Genomic DNA, 16776 nt, shown 5'->3' on the forward strand with positions numbered 1-16776 from the left:
TTGGGGGTATGAGGGTGGCAGGGGCGTCACGGCCCTCCCCCGGGCCGGACGGCGAGGAGGATATACGGCACGGGTGACAGCCCCGCGCTCAGCCCGCCATGGGGTACATCGCCCCGCGCCGCCCCTGTGGCGACACCAGCCACTCCAGCTTCGCCGCCGTGTCCGCCTCCTGGAGCGGGGTGTGCAGCACGATCGTCAGGTCCGGCCGGGCGGGGACCCTCAGCTGAGTGGACTCCACCACCAGCGTGCCGACCAGGGGGTGCTCGAGTTCCTTGCGGGTCTGGCCGCCGGGGGTGATGTCGCGCCGCTCCCAGAGTGCGGAGAACTCCTCGCTGACCGCCCGCGCCTCCTCGACGACTGCCCGGAATCCCTCGTCGTCGGGGCCCTCCGAGCACGCGGCCCTGTACTGCGCGACGACCCGAGGGGCGTTGATTTCCCAACTCTTCGCACGATCACGGTAGATGGGGTCGGTGAAGAAGGCGACCAGGCAGTTCTGAGAGATCTCCGGGCGCATCCCGAGGACGATCGACGCGGAGTCGTTGTACATGACGGTGTTCCAGTACGCGTCCATGATGTGCGCGGGGAACGGCATCCACGCGTCGATCAGCCGGGTCAGCCCCTGGCACATGTCCCGCGCGCCCGGATCCACCTCCGGGGCGGGCGGGTTGAGCGCGGCCAGGACGTACAGATGGCGGCGCTCGGCGGCGCTGAGGCGCAGGACCCGGGCCACCGAGTCCAGTACCTGCGGCGAGACGGTGATGTCGCGGCCCTGCTCCAGCCACTGGTACCAGGAGACGCCGACTCCGGCGAGGACGGCCACCTCCTCCCGGCGCAGGCCGGGCGTGCGGCGGCGGGCGCCACCGTCCGGGAGCCCCGCCTCGGCCGGACTGACCCGGGCCCGACGGCTCATCAGGAACTCACGCAGCTCGGTGAGTCGGTGCGCCTTCATCGACGGATTCTCGAGCGTGGTGGCCATCTGCGAGCTGTCCCCCTGCCTGATCGCCTGATGCCTGGTGGTGCGACCAACAGGATAAGTTCCCGCTCCCCACCGCTGTTCCCCGGGCCCGAGGGTGGGGGCATGGCAATCGACACCTCCGCCCCGACTCCCGCGACGGCCCCGACCGCCGTGCCGGACACGGCCGTTCCACCGCGGCTCACCGGCCGCGCCAAGCTCATCCTCTTCGTGCTGTGCGCGGCGCAGTTCATGGTCGCGCTCGACTTCTCCGTACTGAATGTGGCGCTGCCCGTGCTCGGCCCCGAGCTGGGCCTCGACCAGTCCGCGCTGCAGTGGGCGGTCACCGCCTTCGCGCTGCCGTCCGGCGGATTTCTGCTGCTCTTCGGCCGGATCGGCGACCTGTACGGGCGCAAGAAGCTGTTCCTGACGGGTCTGTCCCTGTTCGGCGCGGCCTCGCTGCTGGCGACGTTCGCATGGGACCCCTCCTCGTTCCTGGCGGGGCGGGCGCTCCAGGGCATCGGCGCGGCCGCGATCGTGCCGACGGGGATGTCCCTGCTGACGACGACCTTCCCCGAGGGGCCGCAGCGCGCCCGGGCGCTGGGCATCTCCGGCACGCTGCTGTCGCTGGGCTTCACCATCGGCATGGTGCTGGGCGGGGTCATGACCGACACACTGGGCTGGCGTTCCACGATGGGCCTGCTGGCCCTGTTCACGCTGATCGTGCTGCCCCTGGCGCCCGGGCTGCTGCCCGAGTCCCGTACTCTGGAGAGGCCGCGTCTGGACGTGCCGGGCGCGGTGACCGTCACCGGCGGACTGCTCGCGCTGATCTACGCGCTGTCCACCGCCGCCGAGCGCGGGTTCGGCGGGACGGACGTCCTCGTGACGCTGGTCGTCGGACTGCTGCTGCTGGCCGCGTTCGTCCTGGTCGAGTCGCGGCACGCCGCGCCGCTGGTCTCGCTGCCGATGCTGCGCCGGGGAACCGTCGCCTTCGGCAATCTGGGCGGCCTGATCACCTTCTCGATGATGTCCACCGTCATCTTCGTCCTGACCCTGTACCTCCAGGAGACGCTGGGACTCAGCGCCTTCCGGACCGGTCTGGTCTTCGGTGTGCAGGGGGTGCTGTCGATCGTGGCCGGGGCGTTCACCCCGAAGGTGATCGGCCGCTTCGGTGCCCGTCGCACACTGGTCGGCTCGCTCCTGGGCCAGGGTGTGTTCGTCGCAGCCCTGCTGGGCATCGGCACGGACTCCGGCGCGCTGCTCGCGACGGCCGCCGTCTCGCTGGCGAGCATGTGCCACCTGGGAGCGATCATCTCGTACGGCCTGACGGTGACGTCGGGCGTGCCGAACGAGGAGCAGGGTTTGGCGACCGGGCTCGTGACCACGACACAGCAGGTCGGCATCACGGTCGGCATCCCGCTGCTGGGGGTGCTGGCCACGACGGGCGGAGATCTCTTCTCCGGCGTGCGCCTGGTCCTCGCGGTGGACGCGGTGATCGTCGTCGCGACGGCCCTGCTGGTCGCGGCGGGCCTGCGCAAGGCGCGGGCCTGAGGGCCCCAGGTGCGTGTGCCAGGGCACGCGAGCCCGGCAAGATCCGAAAGGCGGGCCCTAGGGGCGGTCGAGGCGCAGCCGCTCGGCCCTGGGCAGGCCCGCGACGACCAGATCGTAGGAGTCCTCGACGAGCTCCCGGACCATGCGGTCCGGGAGCTCTCCCACGGTGACGGTGTTCCAGTGGCGCTTGTTCATGTGCCAGCCGGGCACGATCGCGGGATGCTCCTCGCGCAGCCGTACCGCGATCTCCGGGTCGCACTTCAGATTGACCTTCAGCGGCCGGGCGTCCAGGGCCGCGAGCGCGAACATCTTTCCGGCGACCTTGAAGACGGACGTCTCCGGCGTGAAGGGGAATTCCTCCGTCGCGTCGTTGAACGCCAGACAGAACGTGCGCAGCTGCTCCGGTGTCACTCGGGCTCCCCCTCGGCCGCGGTCGGCTCGACCAGTACGGTGACGATCTTGTTCCGCCGACCGGCCGTGGACTCGGCGGTCAGCCGCAGTTCGCGCCCGTCCGGCAGGTGCACCAGGGCCGTCGCGCCCGCGATGGGGACCCGGCCGAGCGCCTTGGCGAGCAGTCCGCCGACGGTCTCGACGTCCTCGTCGTCGTACTCGTCCATCCCGAAGAGCTCGCCGAGATCGCCGATGTCGAGGCGGGCGGTGACCCGGTACCGCCCGCCGCCGAGGTCCTGCACCGGCGGCAGCTCCCGGTCGTACTCGTCGGTGATCTCCCCGACGATCTCCTCCAGGATGTCCTCGATCGTGACGATGCCGGCCGTGCCGCCGTACTCGTCGATGACGACGGCGACGTGATTGCGCTCCTGCTGCATCTCGCGCAGCAGGTCACCGGCGTTCTTGGTGTCGGGCACGAAGGCGGCGGGCCGCATCGCGGTGGAGACCAGGTCGGCCTCGGAGTCCCGGTTGATGTGCGTCTTGCGGACCAGGTCCTTGAGGTAGACGATCCCGACGATGTCGTCCTCGTTCTCGCCGGTGACCGGGATGCGGGAGAAGCCGGAGCGCAGGGCCAGGGTGAGGGCCTGCCGGATGGTCTTGAAGCGCTCGATGCAGACCAGGTCGGTGCGGGGCACCATCACCTCGCGGACGAGGGTGTCGCCGAGCTCGAAGACGGAGTGCACCATGCGGCGCTCGTCGTCCTCGATCAGCGACTCCTGCTCGGCCAGGTCGACCATGGCGCGCAGCTCGGCCTCGGAGGCGAAGGGTCCCTTGCGGAAGCCCTTTCCGGGGGTGAAGGCGTTGCCGAGGAGGATCAGCAGCTGCGGGATCGGGCCCATGATCCTGGCCAGCGGAAGCAGTACGTAGGCGGCCGCGGTCGCGGTGTTCAGCGGGTGCTGGCGGCCGATGGTGCGGGGGGAGACGCCCACGGCGACGTACGACACGAGCACCATCACCGCGATGGCCACGGTCAGCGCCTGCCAGGTCTTGGAGAACTCCTGCAGGCAGGCGTAGGTGACCAGGACACCGGCCGCCATCTCGCAGGCTACCCGGACGAGCAGGGCCACATTGAGATAGCGGGTGGGGTCGGAGGCGACCTGGGTGAGCTTGTCCGCGCCGCGCCGCCCGGACCGTACGGCCTCGGCGGCCCGGAACATGGAGACCCGGGCGAGGCCGGCCTCCGCGCAGGCGGCCAGCCAGGCCACGACGACCAGGGCGACGGCTCCGAGGATCAGCTGGGCGCTCATGAGACGGTCGGCGCCGGGGAGGGGCCGGTGAGGCCCTTCTCCGCACGCCAGCCGTCCACGATCGCCGCCTGGAGCCCGAACATCTCGGCCTTCTCGTCGGGCTCCTCGTGGTCGTAGCCCAACAGGTGCAGCACGCCATGGACGGTGAGGAGCTGGAGCTCCTCGTCCATGGAGTGCTGCGTCGGCGCGTCCTCGCCCTGCTGCTTGGCGACCTCGGGGCAGAGCACGATGTCACCGAGGAGGCCCTGAGGGGGCTCCTCGTCGTCCTTGGCCGGCGGGCGCAGCTCGTCCATCGGGAAGGACATGACGTCGGTCGGGCCGGGCAGATCCATCCACTGGATGTGCAGCTGCTCCATGGCGTCGGCATCCACGACGATCACCGAGAGCTCGGAGAGCGGGTGGATGCGCATCCGCGTGAGCGCGTAGCGGGCGATGTCGAGGATCGCCTGCTCGTCGACCTCGGTTCCGGACTCGTTGTTGACGTCGATCGACATGGTGCGGTTGGACTACTTCCCGTCGGAGCCGTTACGGCTGTCGTACTGCTCGTACGCGTCGACGATACGGCCGACGAGCTTGTGCCGTACGACATCGTGCGACGTGAGGCGCGAGAAGTGCACATCCTCGACGCCCTCGAGGATGTCCTGGACCTGACGCAGACCGCTCTTGGTGCCGCCCGGCAGGTCGACCTGGGTGATGTCACCGGTGATGACGATCTTCGAGTCGAAGCCGAGCCTGGTCAGGAACATCTTCATCTGCTCGGGGCTGGTGTTCTGCGCCTCGTCCAGGATGATGAACGCGTCGTTGAGCGTCCGGCCGCGCATGTACGCCAGCGGTGCGACCTCGATCGTGCCCGAGGCCATCAGCTTCGGGATCGAGTCGGGGTCGAGCATGTCGTGCAGCGCGTCGTACAGCGGCCGCAGATACGGGTCGATCTTCTCGTAGAGCGTGCCGGGCAGGAAGCCGAGCCGCTCGCCCGCCTCGACGGCGGGCCGGGTCAGGATGATCCGCGTGACCTGCTTGGACTGCAGGGCCTGGACCGCCTTGGCCATGGCGAGATAGGTCTTGCCGGTGCCCGCGGGGCCGATGCCGAAGACGACCGTGTGCTTGTCGATCGCGTCGACGTAGCGCTTCTGGTTGAGCGTCTTGGGGCGGATCGTGCGGCCACGGCTCGAGAGGATGTTCTGCGTGAGCACGTCCGCCGGGGTCTCCGGGCCGCCCCCGTCGCCGCTCTCGCTCGCTCTGAGCATGGCGATCGAGCGTTCCACTGCGTCCTCCGTCATCGGCTGACCGGTGCGGAGCACCAGCATCATCTCGTCGAACAGGCGCTGGATCAGAGCGACTTCCACCGCGTCGCCGATCGCGCTGACCTGATTGCCCCGGACGTGGATGTCGGCGGCCGGGAACGCCTTCTCGATCACGCGCAGCAGGGCGTCACCCGAACCGAGCACCGTCACCATCGGGTGCTTGGCCGGGACGGTGAAGTGGGCTCGCGCCTGCCCGGGCGGCGGTGTCTGGGCTGTGGGTGTCTGAGTCATGGGCCGGCACTGTGGCCTGCACATACCTCCCGTTGCAGGGTTCTCGCTGCTCGACAACCTCTGGAATACCAAGCCTACGACGTGCCACTGACAAGTCCGAGGGCTTTTCCCGGCCCGCCGTGGCCGCCGCTAGGCGGAGCGGCGGAAGCCGATGGTGGGGACGGCCCGGCGCAGCGGGATGGGGCCGCCGAGCGGGGGCACCAGGCCCTCCAGGAAGGCGTAGCGCCGCAGGGCGGCGGCGTCCTGGTCGGGGTGGTTGTGGACCTGGTGCCACCAGGCCGCCACCTCGGGCCAGCCCGGCGCGGACAGCGACCCGCCGAATTCCTGGACGGACAGCGCCGCGACGAGACCGCCGAAGGCGAGCCGGTCGGCGAGCGGCCAGTCGGCGAGCGTGCCGGTGACGAATCCGGCGACGAAGACGTCGCCGGCGCCGGTCGGGTCCAGGGCGGCCACCTCGATCGCCGGTACCTCCGCGGTCTCGCCGGTGGCCCCGTCGACGGCGTACGCGCCCTCCGCGCCGAGCGTGACGACGGCGTAGCGGACCTTGTCGGCGAGGGCGCGGGCAGCCGCGCGGGGGCAGTCGGTACGGGTGTAGCGCATGGCCTCCTCGGCGTTCGGCAGGAACGCCTCGCAGTGCTCCAGGTCCTCCAGGCCCGCGAGGTCCCAGCGGCCCGTGTCGTCCCAGCCGACGTCGGCGAAGACCCGGGTGCCGCGGCGCGCGGCCTCGGCGACCCACTCCTCGCCGCGCCCCGGCACCAGGGAGACGACGGCCCCGCGCGCGCGGGGCGGGTACTGGGGCAGCGCGCCGTCCAGCGGCGGGGCGTCTTCGGGTGGCGCGTCGTGACCGTGCGAGACCATCGTGCGCTCGCCCTCGTACGCCATGGAGATGGTCACGGGGGAGTGCCACCCGGGGACGGTCCGTGACAGGGACAGATCGATGCCCTCGCCCTGCTCCAAGGCGTCCCAGCAGTAGTCGCCGTAGTGGTCGTCGCCGAACGCGGCGGCGAGCGAGGTGCGCAGTCCGAGGCGGGCGAGCGCGGTGGCCATGTTGGCGACGCCGCCGGGGCTCTGGCCCATGCCCCTGGCCCACGACTCGGTGCCCCGTACCGGGGCGCTGTCGAGGCCGGTGAAGATGATGTCGAGGAAGACCGTGCCGGTGAGGAAGACGTCGCACACCGGATCCGCCGGGGAGCGCACTGCTCGCAACGGATCGAATCCGGTCGTGTGTTGTGGTGTCTCTCCCCTGACTTCGGTCACGGCAGGCTCCCCGGTCGCGGTTCAGATCTTGCCAGTGTGCCCGATGGGAGACGGGACGGCGGTGGGGTTCCGACACCGCGAAAATCGACTTCTTTACCCGCTCGCATGGGCAACAAACCGATTGTGACTCAGATCACAGCAGTCTGCCTTCTCCCGCGCCTGGGACAGTTGATACAAATTGGCCGCGATCCCGTGCAACACCGGGCGCTCCACCTCCCTTTCGCTCTTTTCCTGGAACGCCCATGCCCTCGCGCCCCCGCGCCCCGTGGCCCCTCGTCGCGCTCTTCACCGCCGGGTATCTCGCCGCATATCTCCTCCCGACCGTCGTCGGACGCCTCTCCGCGGGACTCGGTCTGACACCCGCGCAGGCGGGTCTCGTCGGCTCTGTCCTGCTGCTCGGCTCCTCGGCCGCCGGCTTCACGCTCGCCTCCCGGGTCGAGCGCTGCGGTCCGCGCCCGCTGGCCCGTCTCGGACTCGCGCTCGCCATCGGCGGGTACGGCTGCGCCGCGCTCACCTCGTACGTCCCCCTGGTCGTCCTCGGTGCGGCGGTGGGCGGCTTCGGTTCGGGTACGGCGACGGCCGTCGCCGCCGCCGGCATCGCCGCCGAGCGCGACCCGCACCGCGCCTCCGCGCTCGGGCTGCTCTCGGTCTCCGCGACCGCGGGCGCGCTCTATCTGACGATCCCGCACCTCGGCGGCGGACACGCGCTGCCGTTCGCCTCGATCGCGCTGGTCGCGGCCCTGGTGTGGCCGGTCACGGGCCGGCTGGCCGACGCCTCGCCGCACACGCCCTCGGTGGCCGCCGCCGGCCGGGTGCCGCATCTGCGGTCCGGGGTCGTCCTGGCCGTCGCGATCCTGCTCTGGTCACTCGCGCAGAACGCGCTGTGGGGGGTCAGTGGCCGCATCGGACTGACCCAGGCCGGACTCTCCGAGGTCACCGTCGGCGCGGTCTTCGCGGTGGCGCTGGGAGCCGGTCTGACCGGAGTCACGGCGGCCGGCGCTCTGGGCGCCCGGCTGGGACGCGCGGTGCCGATCGGCGTGGGCACGGTCGTCATCGCGGCCTGTGTGGTGGCGAGTTCGGCCGCCGAGGACCTCGCCGCCTTCGCCACCGGCGAGATTCTCTGGAACACCTTCTACCCGGTCGTCCTGTCGTATCTGATCGGACTGGCCGCCTCCCTCGACCCGCGCGGCCGCTGGGCGGTCCTGGTCGGCTCCGCCTCCTCCCTGGGGGTGGCCTGCGGCCCGGTCGCCGGCAGCGTGCTGTCCGAGCACGCCGGCTATCCGGGCATGGGGCTGGTGCTGTGCGCGGTGCTGCTGCTGGTCGCGGCGCCGATGACGGCGGTCGCCCTGCACACCTCGGGCCGTCCGCTGGTCCCCGGCTCGGTCCGGCGCCGCGGCGGCGCCCCGGCCGCGGTGGTCGCCGGAAGGACCGGCGCGGCGGCCGGTCTGCTGCCGCAGATCGGCGCGCCGGAGCAGACGGTGGCGGAGATCTCCGTACCGGCCCCGGCGCGCAGGCTCCTCGTACAGCGCTCGTTCCGCCTGACGCGCCCGGCCCCGCGGCAGGCGGAGGCTCAGTCCTCGAAGACGTACGCCTCGACCTCGGCGAGGTAGCGCGCCCTGCGCTCCTCGTCGTGGTCCAGGAAGGACGCCTCGAAGGAGTTCCGGGCCAGCTGCCGCAGCTGGTCCCGGCTGAGACCGAGCGCCTCGCGCACGGCGTGAAAGGTGTCCCCGACATAGCCGCCGAAGTACGCCGGGTCGTCGGAGTTGACCGTCGCCAGCAGCCCGGCCTCCATCATCGCCTTCAGCGGATGGTCCTCCAGGACGTCGATGGCGCGCAGCCGTACGTTCGACAGCGGGCACAGCGTGAGCGGCACCCGCTCCCGCACGAGGCGTTCCACCAGCTCCGGGTCCTCCATCGCCCGCAGCCCGTGGTCGATGCGCTCGACACCGAGGATGTCCAGGGCCTCCCGGATGTACGCGGGCGGGCCCTCCTCGCCCGCGTGGGCGACCTTGCGCAGACCGAGCGCCTCGGCCGCCGCGTACACCTCGCGGAACTTGGACGGCGGATGCCCGACCTCGGCCGAGTCCAGTCCGACGCCGGTGATCCGGTGCAGATACGGCTTCGCCGCCTCCAGCGTCGCGAGCGCCGACTCGGCCGGCTGGTCGCGCAGGAAGCACATGATGAGCTGCGTGGAGATGCCGTGCCGCTCCTCGCTGTGGTCCAGCGCCCGCGCGAGGCCCTCGACGACCGTGCCGATGGGGACGCCGCGGGAGGTGTGGGCCTGCGGGTCGAAGAAGATCTCGGCGTGGCGCACGCCCTGCTCCGCGGCGCGCGCCAGATACGCCTCGGCGAGTTCGGCGAAGTCGTCCACGGTGTGCAGGGCCGACATCAGCGCGTAGTACAGGTCCAGGAAGGACTGCAGATCGCTGAAGAGGTACGCCTCGCGGAGTTCCTCGGTGTCGGCGTAAGGCAGGGCGACGCCGTTGCGGGCGGCGAGCGCGAAGGCGAGTTCGGGTTCGAGGGTGCCCTCGATGTGGAGGTGCAGTTCGGCCTTGGGAAGGTGCATGGTCCCTATCGCTTGGGGAGGGGGACCCGGACGAGGTCCCGGGCAATGGTCAGCTCGCCGTCGAATCCGGCGGCCCTGGCCTGCTGTTCGAACACGTCGGGGTCGCTGTAGCGCTGCGAGAAGTGGGTCAGTACGAGGTGACGTACGCCCGCGTCGGCCGCGACGGCCGCCGCCTGGCCGGCTGTCAGGTGGCCGTGGTCGGTGGCGAGCCGGACGTCCTCGTCGAGGAACGTCGACTCGATGACCAGCATGTCGGCGCTGTCGGCGAGCGCGTGGACACCGTCGCACAGCCGGGTGTCCATGACGAACGCGAACCGCTGGCCGCGCCGGACCTCGCTCACCTCGTCGAGGGTGACGCCGTCCAGCGCGCCGTCGCGCAGGATCCGGCCGACGTCCGGGCCCTTGATGCCGTGCTCGGCGAGCTTCTGGGGCAGCATGCGGCGGCGGTCCGGCTCCACGAGCCGGTAGCCGAACGACTCGACGGGGTGCGACAGCCTGCGGGCCTCCACGCTGTACGCCTCCGTGACGGCGAGGGGTCCGTCGCCGGCGACCGGTTCCTGGAGCAGGTCCACCGTCTCGCGGTAGGCGGTGGCGTACCGCAGCCGGTCGAAGAACCGCTGCCCGCTGAGCGGGTAGTGCGCGGTGACGGGGTGCGGGACCTGGTCGAGGTTGATGCGCTGGATGACCCCGGCGAGGCCCAGGGAGTGGTCCCCGTGGAAATGCGTCACGCAGATCCGGTTGATGTCGTGTGCGGCGACCCCGGCGCGGAGCATCTGCCGCTGGGTGCCCTCGCCCGGGTCGAAGAGAAGACCCTCGCCGTCCCAGCGCAGCAGATAGCCGTTGTGGTTGCGGTGCCGTGTGGGGACCTGGCTGGCGGTGCCGAGGACGACGAGTTCGCGTACTGACATTCCGGCTATCCGGGGGGCCAGTTGAGACCGCGGCCGCCGAGGATGTGGGCGTGCGCGTGCCAGACGGTCTGGCCGGCGCCGGTGCCGGTGTTGAAGACGATGCGGTAGCCGGCCGCCTCGGTCTTCTCCTGGGCGGCGACCTCCCCGGCCTCCCGCAGTATGTCGGCGGCGATCTGCGGCTCGGCGGCGGCGAGGGAGGCGGCGTCCGGGTAGTGGACGCGGGGGATGACCAGGACGTGGCTGGGCGCCTGGGGGTTGATGTCACGGAAGGCGACGGTGGTCTCCGACTCACGCACGAGGGTGGCCGGGACCTCCCCTGCCACGATCTTGCAGAACAGGCAGTCGCTCTGCGGCTCTCCGGCCATGGCGTGGGCCTCCTCGCCTCCGATGATCACTGACAGGGGGCATGCTATCCGCCTGCGGCTGGGGTTCGTGGGGGGCGCGGGGGCCGGGCCTCCCGTCCGTCCCCAGTCGGCGCGGCCCGCCGCCATCGGGGCGGGAGGGGGATTCAACCCCGGGGTGCCCGGCGCTTCATGAACGCTCGGCTCGCCCAGTACGTGATCACGACGCCCCAGAACAGCGGCGCGCCCAGGCCGGCCACGATCCCCCCACCCAGGCCGGGCACGGCCAGAGTGATCGCCGAGTGGAGGCCGAGGAGCGCCACCGCGGCCGTCATCGCGAGAACCGGCGGGCAGCCGCGGGCCAGGAGGAGGAGCGGCCGGCGCAGCCGGGGCGGGACGCGGCGGCGCATCCACAGCGCCCAGGCCGTCCAGGCACCGATCAGGACGGCCGCACCGACCAGTTCGGCGCTCAGCGCCGCGCTGCCGGTGCCCCCGGTGCGCAGTGGCGCCGAGCCGGCCGCCGCGGCGAAGAAGCCGATGAGCGCCACCCAGCGGGCCCCCGCCGCCGTCCCCCAGGCCATGGTCTCCAGGTTGTAGCGGGCCTCACGGTCGTCCAGGTCGAGAGCCGCGGCCTCCACGAAGCCCTCGGCCGCGCGGGTCCACGCGCCGCGCCGGAACCACCGCCGGCGCATGTGGAGGAGCGAGAGGTTGTTGTGCGCCTCGCTGCTCTCCGGGTTGAGCCGCAGGGCCGTCTCGTACGCCCGCTGCGCGGTGGCGTGGTCGCCCAGCCGTTGGGCGGTGAGTCCGACGAGGAAGTGGGTCGCGTCCTCCTCGGGGCCGCGCTCGACGGAGCGGAGGGCAGCGGCGTACGCCTCGCGGCGGCGCGACCCGCCGGCCCGGTCCAGGACCGTGCCGAGGGCGAGATGCCCGCTCCAGCTGTTCGGGGCGATCTCGATCGCGCGGCGGGCGGCCTGCTCGGCCTCGGCGTGACGGCCGAGCCCGAGGAGTGCGTCCGCGCGCACGATCCAGCCGGCGAGGTCCCCCGGGTCCGCGCGCAGTCCCTCGTCGACGGCGGCCAGCGCGGCGGTCCGGTCGCCGAGCCGGTTGTGACAGCGGGCCAGGCGTATGAGCGCGCCCGCGTCGCCGGACTCCGAGGCGAGGTGCGTGGAGAGGAGCGCGGCGGCCTGTTCGTACCGGCCGACGTCGTAGAGGGCATCGGCACGCTCCAGGCCGGCTGCCATCAGACCTTGTCCCGGTCGTGCGTGATGCTGAGCAGGTTCGGTACGAGTCCGAGCCAGAACAGCCACTGGGGCACGCCCCGTTCGGTCCACGGCACCGTGATGATCAGCAGCCCGCACAGGGTGGCCCAGGTCGCCTGCCCGAGGACCACGCGCGGCCAGAACAGCCGCCGCACCAGCGACCGTACGGTCAGCCGCGCGCCCGTCCGCATCCGCCGGTAGCGGCGCCAGGCGCCGAAGCCCCACACGGCGGCCATCAGGGTCATCGCCCACAGGCGGGTGCCGAGCGGCACCGGGAGCTCCTTCACCTCTCCGTCGGTCGGGAAGATGTCGACGGTGACGGCCGCCATGACGAGACAGAGCAGGGCCAGCCAGCGGGTGCCACGCAGCATCCGGTACACCGCCCGGTCGAGGTCGCCGCGCAGCCAGTTGGAGTCGGGGGCGGCGGCCAGCGCGGTGGCGTACGTATCGGCGGCCTGAGCGGCCGGGGCGTTCCTCGCCTCTCGCTCGGCCGTCACGCTGACGGCGAGGGTGTGGGTGGGATCGATCCGCAGCATCTGCCGAAGCGATTCGTCGACCAGGTCGAAACGCGCGCTGAACGGCGCGACCTTGTACATCGTCTCCCACGGCCTGGTCTCGTCCGGCCCGAGCCGCACCGCCTCCATGGCCTCCTGGAGCGCCTCCTCCTTGCGGTCGGGGAAGAAGATCAGCATCTCGGCGCGCTCGGAGTGCGGCCCCCAGTCGTCCGGCTGGAGGCGGATCGCCTCGCGCTGTGCCTCTTCGGCTTCGGGGAGCCGGGACATCCGGCGCAGGGCGAAGCCGCGCACATAGTGCCCGTGGGCGTACTCGGGTTCGGCCTTCAGCGCCTCGTCGGCGGCGGTGAGGGCCTCCTCGTGCCGACCGAGACCGATGTGGCACTTGGCGAGCATCGCCCAGGCGCGGGAGTCGTCCGGGGCGTCGGCGAGACGGCGGGCGGCCAGCTCGGCGGACTGCTCGTAGCGGCGCATCTCGTAGAGCATCTGGGCCTGTTCGACCTGCGGGTGCGGACCGCTCACAGCTTGCGCCTCTTCTTCAGGTACGTGACCAGGTCGTCGTACATGCCGCCGTCGTTCGCGAACATCGCCACATTGCGCGCGGCGGCGAACCAGGACTCGCTGGAGGGCCTGAGCTGCTTCGCCGCGCCCAGCAGATCCTTCATGTTGATCATGCGTACGGTGCCGGTGCGGGCGGAGTCGAGGAGCGCCGACTCGGCGGCGGTCTCGCAGAGATGGGCGAGGTCGGCGCCCGAGAAGTCCTCGGTGGCCTTGACGAGCTTGCCGAGGTCGACGGCCTCGATGGGCCGGTCCCGCAGGTGGTAGCGGAGGATCGCCTCGCGGGCCGCGGGGTCGGGCGGCAGGACGAGCAGGGTGCGGTCGAGCCGGCCGGGGCGGCGCAGCGCGAGGTCCACGTCCCAGGGGACGTTGGTGGCGGCGAGCACGAACACGCCTTCGTTGGCGCCGCTGTCGACGCCGTCGAGTTCGGTGAGGAGCTGGTTGACGACATTGCGCAGACCGCTGTGGTGGGTACGGCTGCGCTTGGCGCCGAGCGCGTCCAGTTCATCGAGGAAGACGACGCACGGGGCCTGCGCGCGGGCGGTCTCGAAGATGTCGTGGACGTTCTTCTCGGACGTGCCTATGTACATGTCGAGGACGTCGGAGAGAGAGATCGACATGAAGCTCGCGCCGAGTTCACCGGCGACGGCGCGCGCGATGAACGTCTTGCCGCAGCCGGGCGGCCCGTACAACAGGAGTCCGCCGCGCAGGCTCTTGCCGTACAGCTTGCGCAGTTCGGGATTGCGCATGGGGGCGAGGAAGGCGGCCTCCAGGCGGTCCTTGACCTCCTGCATGCCGCCGACGTCGGCGAGGCGTACGGATCCGGGCGCGTCGATGTCCCACGCGGAGGCGTCCGCGGGGTCGCCGCTGCCGTCGGCGGTCAGCGGCTGCTCGAGCTCGGGCGCCGGCTCGACGAACCGGGGCGGGACGGCGTCACCGACCTCCTGCTCGGCGGCGGCCCAGTCGAACGGGGCGGGCGGAGAGGGCGGTTGGGGCGCGGGAGGCGGGGTGGCGGCCTCGGGCACGCCCATCGCCCGTACCATCAGCGCCCGCGCCGTCGCGTCGCCCGGCGCGTGCTGGAGAGCGACGGCGGCCTCGGTCACCGCTTCGTCGTTCCGCCCCTCGGAGAGCAGGAGTTCGGCGAAGTGCAGCCGCAGGGGTACGTCGTCGGGCGCGGCCGCCACGGCGGCGCGCAGGCTGCGGATCAGGGGGGACTCGTCGGGCATGCGGACACCCTACGGAGGGGGTCCGGAGCGGCCGCCACGGGGTCGCGGCGAACCGGCCGGGCCGCGGCCTACGGTAGGGGCATGAGAAGCGATCGCGCGCCCCGCAGGCTGGTTGTCGGCGACACGGTGTGGCTGTGGGCGGTGAGCCACGCACACACCGACGGAGGGGCCGGCGGCGACTGCCGCGAACTCCTCACCCTGCGCCGCGCCGACACGCGCCACGCCCAACTGCGCCTGGTCTTCGCGAAACGCCCGGGCCGGCTGACCCGGGACGCGTACTGGCCCTCCGGCTCCGTGGGCGACACCCAGGGCCACGACCTCAACCTGCACGAGCCGGGCGCGGTCCGCCGCCTCCTGGAGGAGGCCGGGACACGCGGCCTCCTGCCCACGGCCCACGGGATCCACGAAGCGGACGGCTGGCCCCTCTTCGACACCCTGACGGGGCGGGAGTGAGGGGCCCGGTGCGGGCCGGGAGTCAGACCTGGCCGCGGGGCCGGCCCGAGGCCTGCGTCCCCTCAGCTCCAGCGGCCCGTGCGGCCCAGGAGGAGTGCCGTCGCCGCCGTGCCCGCCGTGGAGGTGCGCAGGACCGTGGGGCCGAGGCGGTACGGTTTCGCGCCCGCCTTCTCGAAGGCCGCGAGTTCGTCCGGGGAGACGCCGCCCTCGGGGCCCACGACCAGCACGATGTCCCCCTCGGAGGGAAGCGCGGCCGTGGCGAGCGCGCCGCTCGCGTGGTCGCGGTCCTCGTGGAGTACCGCCGCGAAGTCCGCCGTGGCGAGGCGCGCCGCGACCTGCTTCGTCGTCATCGCGTCCGTCACCTCGGGGAAACGGGTGCGGCGTGACTGCTTGCCCGCCTCGCGGGCCGTGGCGCGCCACTTGCCCAGCGCCTTGAGGCCGCGGTCGCCCTTCCACTGCGTGATGCATCGCGAGGCGGACCAGGGGACGATCGCGTCCACACCGGTCTCCGTCATGATCTCGACGGCCAGTTCTCCGCGGTCGCCCTTGGGCAGGGCCTGGACGACGGTGATCCGCGGCGACGGCGCCGGGTCCTCGTGGCGGCCGGAGACCTCCACCGTCAGCTGGTCCTTGCCCTCGGCGGCGAGCACCTCGCACCGCGCCCAGTGGCCCAGGCCGTCGGTGAGCACGATCTCCTCCCCCGCGCGCAGCCTCTTCACGGAGACGGCGTGCCGCCCCTCGGGTCCGTCGAGGAGGAACTGCCCGCCGGCGGGCACCTGGTCGACGACGAAGACGGGGGCGGTCATGACACGCTCCGCAGTGCCAGGGCGGCGAGCGCCGAGTCGAGTTCGGCGGCGAGGACTTCGACGAGCTGCCCGGCAGGCAGTTCCCGGGCCAGCCGATGGCCCTGTCCGGCCCACAGGGCCATGCCCTGCGCGTCACCGGCCGCGGCGGCGGCCTTGCGCAGGGGGGAGGTCAGGTGGTGCACCTCGGGGTACGCGGCGGGGGCGTACGGCCCGTGCTCCCGCATGAAGCGGTTGACCAGGCCGCGGGCCGGTCGCCCGGAAAACGCCCGGGTGAGCTCGGTCCGTACGAACAGCGGGTTGGTCATGGCCTGCTTGTGCAGGGTGTGGGCGCCCGACTCGGGGCACACCAGGAACGCGGTCCCGAGCTGCGCGGCGTCGGCCCCGGCCGCGAGGGCCGCGGCGATCTGGTTGCCGCGCATCAGCCCCCCGGCCGCGATGATCGGCAGCTGGACGGTCTCACGGACCTGGGTGACCAGGGACAGCAGTCCGACCCCGGCGCCGTCGCCGGCGAGGTCGTCTCGATGGGTGCCCTGGTGCCCGCCGGCCTCGACGCCCTGGACGCACACGGCGTCGGCTCCGGCCCACTGGGCGGCCTGGGCCTCTTCGGGCGTGGTGACGGTGACGACGGTGAACGTCCCGACACGCGCGAGGGCGTCGAGGGTGTCGCGCGTCGGACAGCCGAAGGTGAACGACACGACGGGCACCGGGTCCTCCACGAGGATCGCCAGCTTGGCGTCGTAGCCGTCGTCGCGCCCCGCGTCGGGGTCCCCGAGGGAGGTCTCGTACCAGCCGGCCTCTCCGGCGAGCTGGTGCCGGTACACCTCGATGGCGCCGGGATCGGCGTGCCCGGGCTGCGGCATGAAGAGATTGACCCCGAACGGCTGACCGGTCAGCCCGCGGACCTGCTTGATCTCCTGGTACATGCCGTCGGCGGTCTTGTACCCGGCGGCCAGGAAGCCGAGGCCACCGGCCTCGGACACGGACGCGACAAGCTGGGGACGGGAGGCGCCACCCGCCATGGGGGCCTGCACGATCGGATAACGGCAGAGATCGGTCAGTGCGGAGGACATGGACGCATGGTGTCACGTCCCCGGCGGCACAAGGGGACGGCCCCCTTCCGCCAAGATGCGGCGGAAGGGGGCCGAGGGAGAAATC

Annotated in this window: 17 protein-coding genes; 3 read left to right on the forward strand and 14 right to left on the reverse strand. The window is 72.1% G+C overall.

The genetic code is table 11. The features are described 5' to 3' along the window. Positions 1–88 precede the first annotated feature (88 nt). A complete protein-coding gene (locus ACZ5VC_RS03700; RefSeq protein ID WP_469118466.1) occupies positions 89–976 on the reverse strand; it encodes a helix-turn-helix transcriptional regulator in 888 nt (295 codons plus the stop codon). A gap of 102 nt (positions 977–1078) precedes the next feature. On the opposite strand from ACZ5VC_RS03700, the gene ACZ5VC_RS03705 reads away from it, so the two are divergent. Further along, a complete protein-coding gene (locus ACZ5VC_RS03705; RefSeq protein ID WP_469118467.1) occupies positions 1079–2503 on the forward strand; it encodes an MFS transporter in 1425 nt (474 codons plus the stop codon). Positions 2504–2560: 57 nt separating this feature from the next. Here the strand turns inward: ACZ5VC_RS03705 and ACZ5VC_RS03710 are convergent, their stop codons facing one another. From ACZ5VC_RS03710 to ACZ5VC_RS03730, 5 genes are all read right to left on the reverse strand, one after another. Further along, positions 2561–2914 carry an MmcQ/YjbR family DNA-binding protein gene (locus ACZ5VC_RS03710; RefSeq protein ID WP_469118468.1) on the reverse strand — a complete coding sequence of 118 codons (354 nt, stop codon included), beginning with the start codon at positions 2912–2914 and terminating at the stop codon, positions 2561–2563. After that, positions 2911–4200 carry a hemolysin family protein gene (locus ACZ5VC_RS03715; RefSeq protein WP_469118469.1) on the reverse strand — a complete coding sequence of 430 codons (1290 nt, stop codon included), beginning with the start codon at positions 4198–4200 and terminating at the stop codon, positions 2911–2913. The genes ACZ5VC_RS03710 and ACZ5VC_RS03715 overlap by 4 nt, the downstream gene beginning before the upstream one ends. Beyond that, entirely contained in the window at positions 4197–4694 is a 498-nt protein-coding gene (gene ybeY, locus ACZ5VC_RS03720; RefSeq protein WP_468705764.1) for an rRNA maturation RNase YbeY, read from the reverse strand. Before ybeY ends, ACZ5VC_RS03715 begins: the two co-directional genes overlap by 4 nt. 12 nt (positions 4695–4706) lie before the next feature. Then, entirely contained in the window at positions 4707–5735 is a 1029-nt protein-coding gene (locus tag ACZ5VC_RS03725) for a PhoH family protein (RefSeq protein WP_469118470.1), read from the reverse strand. 129 nt (positions 5736–5864) lie between these two features. Next, positions 5865–6992, reverse strand: a complete 1128-nt coding sequence (locus tag ACZ5VC_RS03730; RefSeq protein WP_469118471.1) for a carbohydrate kinase family protein — start codon at positions 6990–6992, stop codon at positions 5865–5867. A 242-nt stretch (positions 6993–7234) separates the two neighbouring features. Here ACZ5VC_RS03730 and ACZ5VC_RS03735 point away from each other — a divergent pair, with 242 nt between their 5' ends. Further along, positions 7235–8602 carry an MFS transporter gene (locus ACZ5VC_RS03735; RefSeq protein WP_469118472.1) on the forward strand — a complete coding sequence of 456 codons (1368 nt, stop codon included), beginning with the start codon at positions 7235–7237 and terminating at the stop codon, positions 8600–8602. Here ACZ5VC_RS03735 and ACZ5VC_RS03740 read toward each other — a convergent pair. The 6 genes from ACZ5VC_RS03740 to ACZ5VC_RS03765 form a co-directional block, all read right to left on the reverse strand. Continuing rightward, the gene (locus ACZ5VC_RS03740; RefSeq protein WP_469118473.1) at positions 8563–9558 is read right to left on the reverse strand and encodes an adenosine deaminase; all 996 of its coding nucleotides are present in this window, start codon (positions 9556–9558) and stop codon (positions 8563–8565) included. The two genes, ACZ5VC_RS03735 and ACZ5VC_RS03740, sit on opposite strands and share 40 nt — an antisense overlap. A 5-nt stretch (positions 9559–9563) precedes the next feature. Then, on the reverse strand, positions 9564–10466 hold the full coding sequence (locus ACZ5VC_RS03745; protein WP_469118474.1) for a ribonuclease Z: 903 nt from the start codon (positions 10464–10466) through the stop codon (positions 9564–9566). Positions 10467–10471: 5 nt separating this feature from the next. Then, entirely contained in the window at positions 10472–10831 is a 360-nt protein-coding gene (locus ACZ5VC_RS03750; protein WP_469118475.1) for a histidine triad nucleotide-binding protein, read from the reverse strand. Positions 10832–10974: 143 nt separating this feature from the next. Further along, complete coding sequence (locus ACZ5VC_RS03755; RefSeq protein ID WP_469118476.1) at positions 10975–12048, reverse strand: tetratricopeptide repeat protein; 1074 nt, start codon at positions 12046–12048, stop codon at positions 10975–10977. Further along, positions 12048–13100, reverse strand: coding sequence for a tetratricopeptide repeat protein (locus ACZ5VC_RS03760; protein WP_469118477.1), 1053 nt, complete (start codon positions 13098–13100; stop codon positions 12048–12050). Before ACZ5VC_RS03760 ends, ACZ5VC_RS03755 begins: the two co-directional genes overlap by 1 nt. Then, entirely contained in the window at positions 13097–14362 is a 1266-nt protein-coding gene (locus tag ACZ5VC_RS03765; RefSeq protein ID WP_469118478.1) for an ATP-binding protein, read from the reverse strand. Before ACZ5VC_RS03765 ends, ACZ5VC_RS03760 begins: the two co-directional genes overlap by 4 nt. Before the next feature lie 81 nt (positions 14363–14443). Here ACZ5VC_RS03765 and ACZ5VC_RS03770 point away from each other — a divergent pair, with 81 nt between their 5' ends. Then, positions 14444–14815: a hypothetical protein gene (locus tag ACZ5VC_RS03770; RefSeq protein ID WP_469118479.1), complete on the forward strand. Its 372-nt coding sequence runs from the start codon at positions 14444–14446 to the stop codon at positions 14813–14815. Between the two features lie 62 nt (positions 14816–14877). Here ACZ5VC_RS03770 and ACZ5VC_RS03775 read toward each other — a convergent pair whose 3' ends face one another. Both ACZ5VC_RS03775 and ACZ5VC_RS03780 read right to left on the reverse strand, forming a co-directional pair. Beyond that, a complete protein-coding gene (locus tag ACZ5VC_RS03775) occupies positions 14878–15621 on the reverse strand; it encodes a 16S rRNA (uracil(1498)-N(3))-methyltransferase (RefSeq protein WP_469118480.1) in 744 nt (247 codons plus the stop codon). Then, a complete protein-coding gene (locus ACZ5VC_RS03780; RefSeq protein WP_469118481.1) occupies positions 15618–16691 on the reverse strand; it encodes a nitronate monooxygenase in 1074 nt (357 codons plus the stop codon). The genes ACZ5VC_RS03775 and ACZ5VC_RS03780 overlap by 4 nt, the downstream gene beginning before the upstream one ends. Between the last annotated feature and the right edge of the window lie 85 nt (positions 16692–16776).

The organism is Streptomyces sp. NPDC033174, assembly GCF_055577795.1.

Bases quoted from the DNA above. Each gene is read 5' to 3' on its own strand.
- ACZ5VC_RS03700 (WP_469118466.1), bottom strand. From the start codon at position 976: ATGGCCACCACGCTCGAGAATCCGTCGATGAAGGCGCACCGACTCACC.
- ACZ5VC_RS03705 (WP_469118467.1), top strand. From the start codon at position 1,079: ATGGCAATCGACACCTCCGCCCCGACTCCCGCGACGGCCCCGACCGCC.
- ACZ5VC_RS03715 (WP_469118469.1), bottom strand. From the start codon at position 4,200: ATGAGCGCCCAGCTGATCCTCGGAGCCGTCGCCCTGGTCGTCGTGGCC.
- ybeY (WP_468705764.1), bottom strand. From the start codon at position 4,694: ATGTCGATCGACGTCAACAACGAGTCCGGAACCGAGGTCGACGAGCAG.
- ACZ5VC_RS03725 (WP_469118470.1), bottom strand. From the start codon at position 5,735: ATGACTCAGACACCCACAGCCCAGACACCGCCGCCCGGGCAGGCGCGA.
- ACZ5VC_RS03735 (WP_469118472.1), top strand. From the start codon at position 7,235: ATGCCCTCGCGCCCCCGCGCCCCGTGGCCCCTCGTCGCGCTCTTCACC.
- ACZ5VC_RS03740 (WP_469118473.1), bottom strand. From the start codon at position 9,558: ATGCACCTTCCCAAGGCCGAACTGCACCTCCACATCGAGGGCACCCTC.
- ACZ5VC_RS03745 (WP_469118474.1), bottom strand. From the start codon at position 10,466: ATGTCAGTACGCGAACTCGTCGTCCTCGGCACCGCCAGCCAGGTCCCC.
- ACZ5VC_RS03750 (WP_469118475.1), bottom strand. From the start codon at position 10,831: ATGGCCGGAGAGCCGCAGAGCGACTGCCTGTTCTGCAAGATCGTGGCA.
- ACZ5VC_RS03755 (WP_469118476.1), bottom strand. From the start codon at position 12,048: ATGGCAGCCGGCCTGGAGCGTGCCGATGCCCTCTACGACGTCGGCCGG.
- ACZ5VC_RS03765 (WP_469118478.1), bottom strand. From the start codon at position 14,362: ATGCCCGACGAGTCCCCCCTGATCCGCAGCCTGCGCGCCGCCGTGGCG.
- ACZ5VC_RS03770 (WP_469118479.1), top strand. From the start codon at position 14,444: ATGAGAAGCGATCGCGCGCCCCGCAGGCTGGTTGTCGGCGACACGGTG.
- ACZ5VC_RS03775 (WP_469118480.1), bottom strand. From the start codon at position 15,621: ATGACCGCCCCCGTCTTCGTCGTCGACCAGGTGCCCGCCGGCGGGCAG.
- ACZ5VC_RS03780 (WP_469118481.1), bottom strand. From the start codon at position 16,691: ATGTCCTCCGCACTGACCGATCTCTGCCGTTATCCGATCGTGCAGGCC.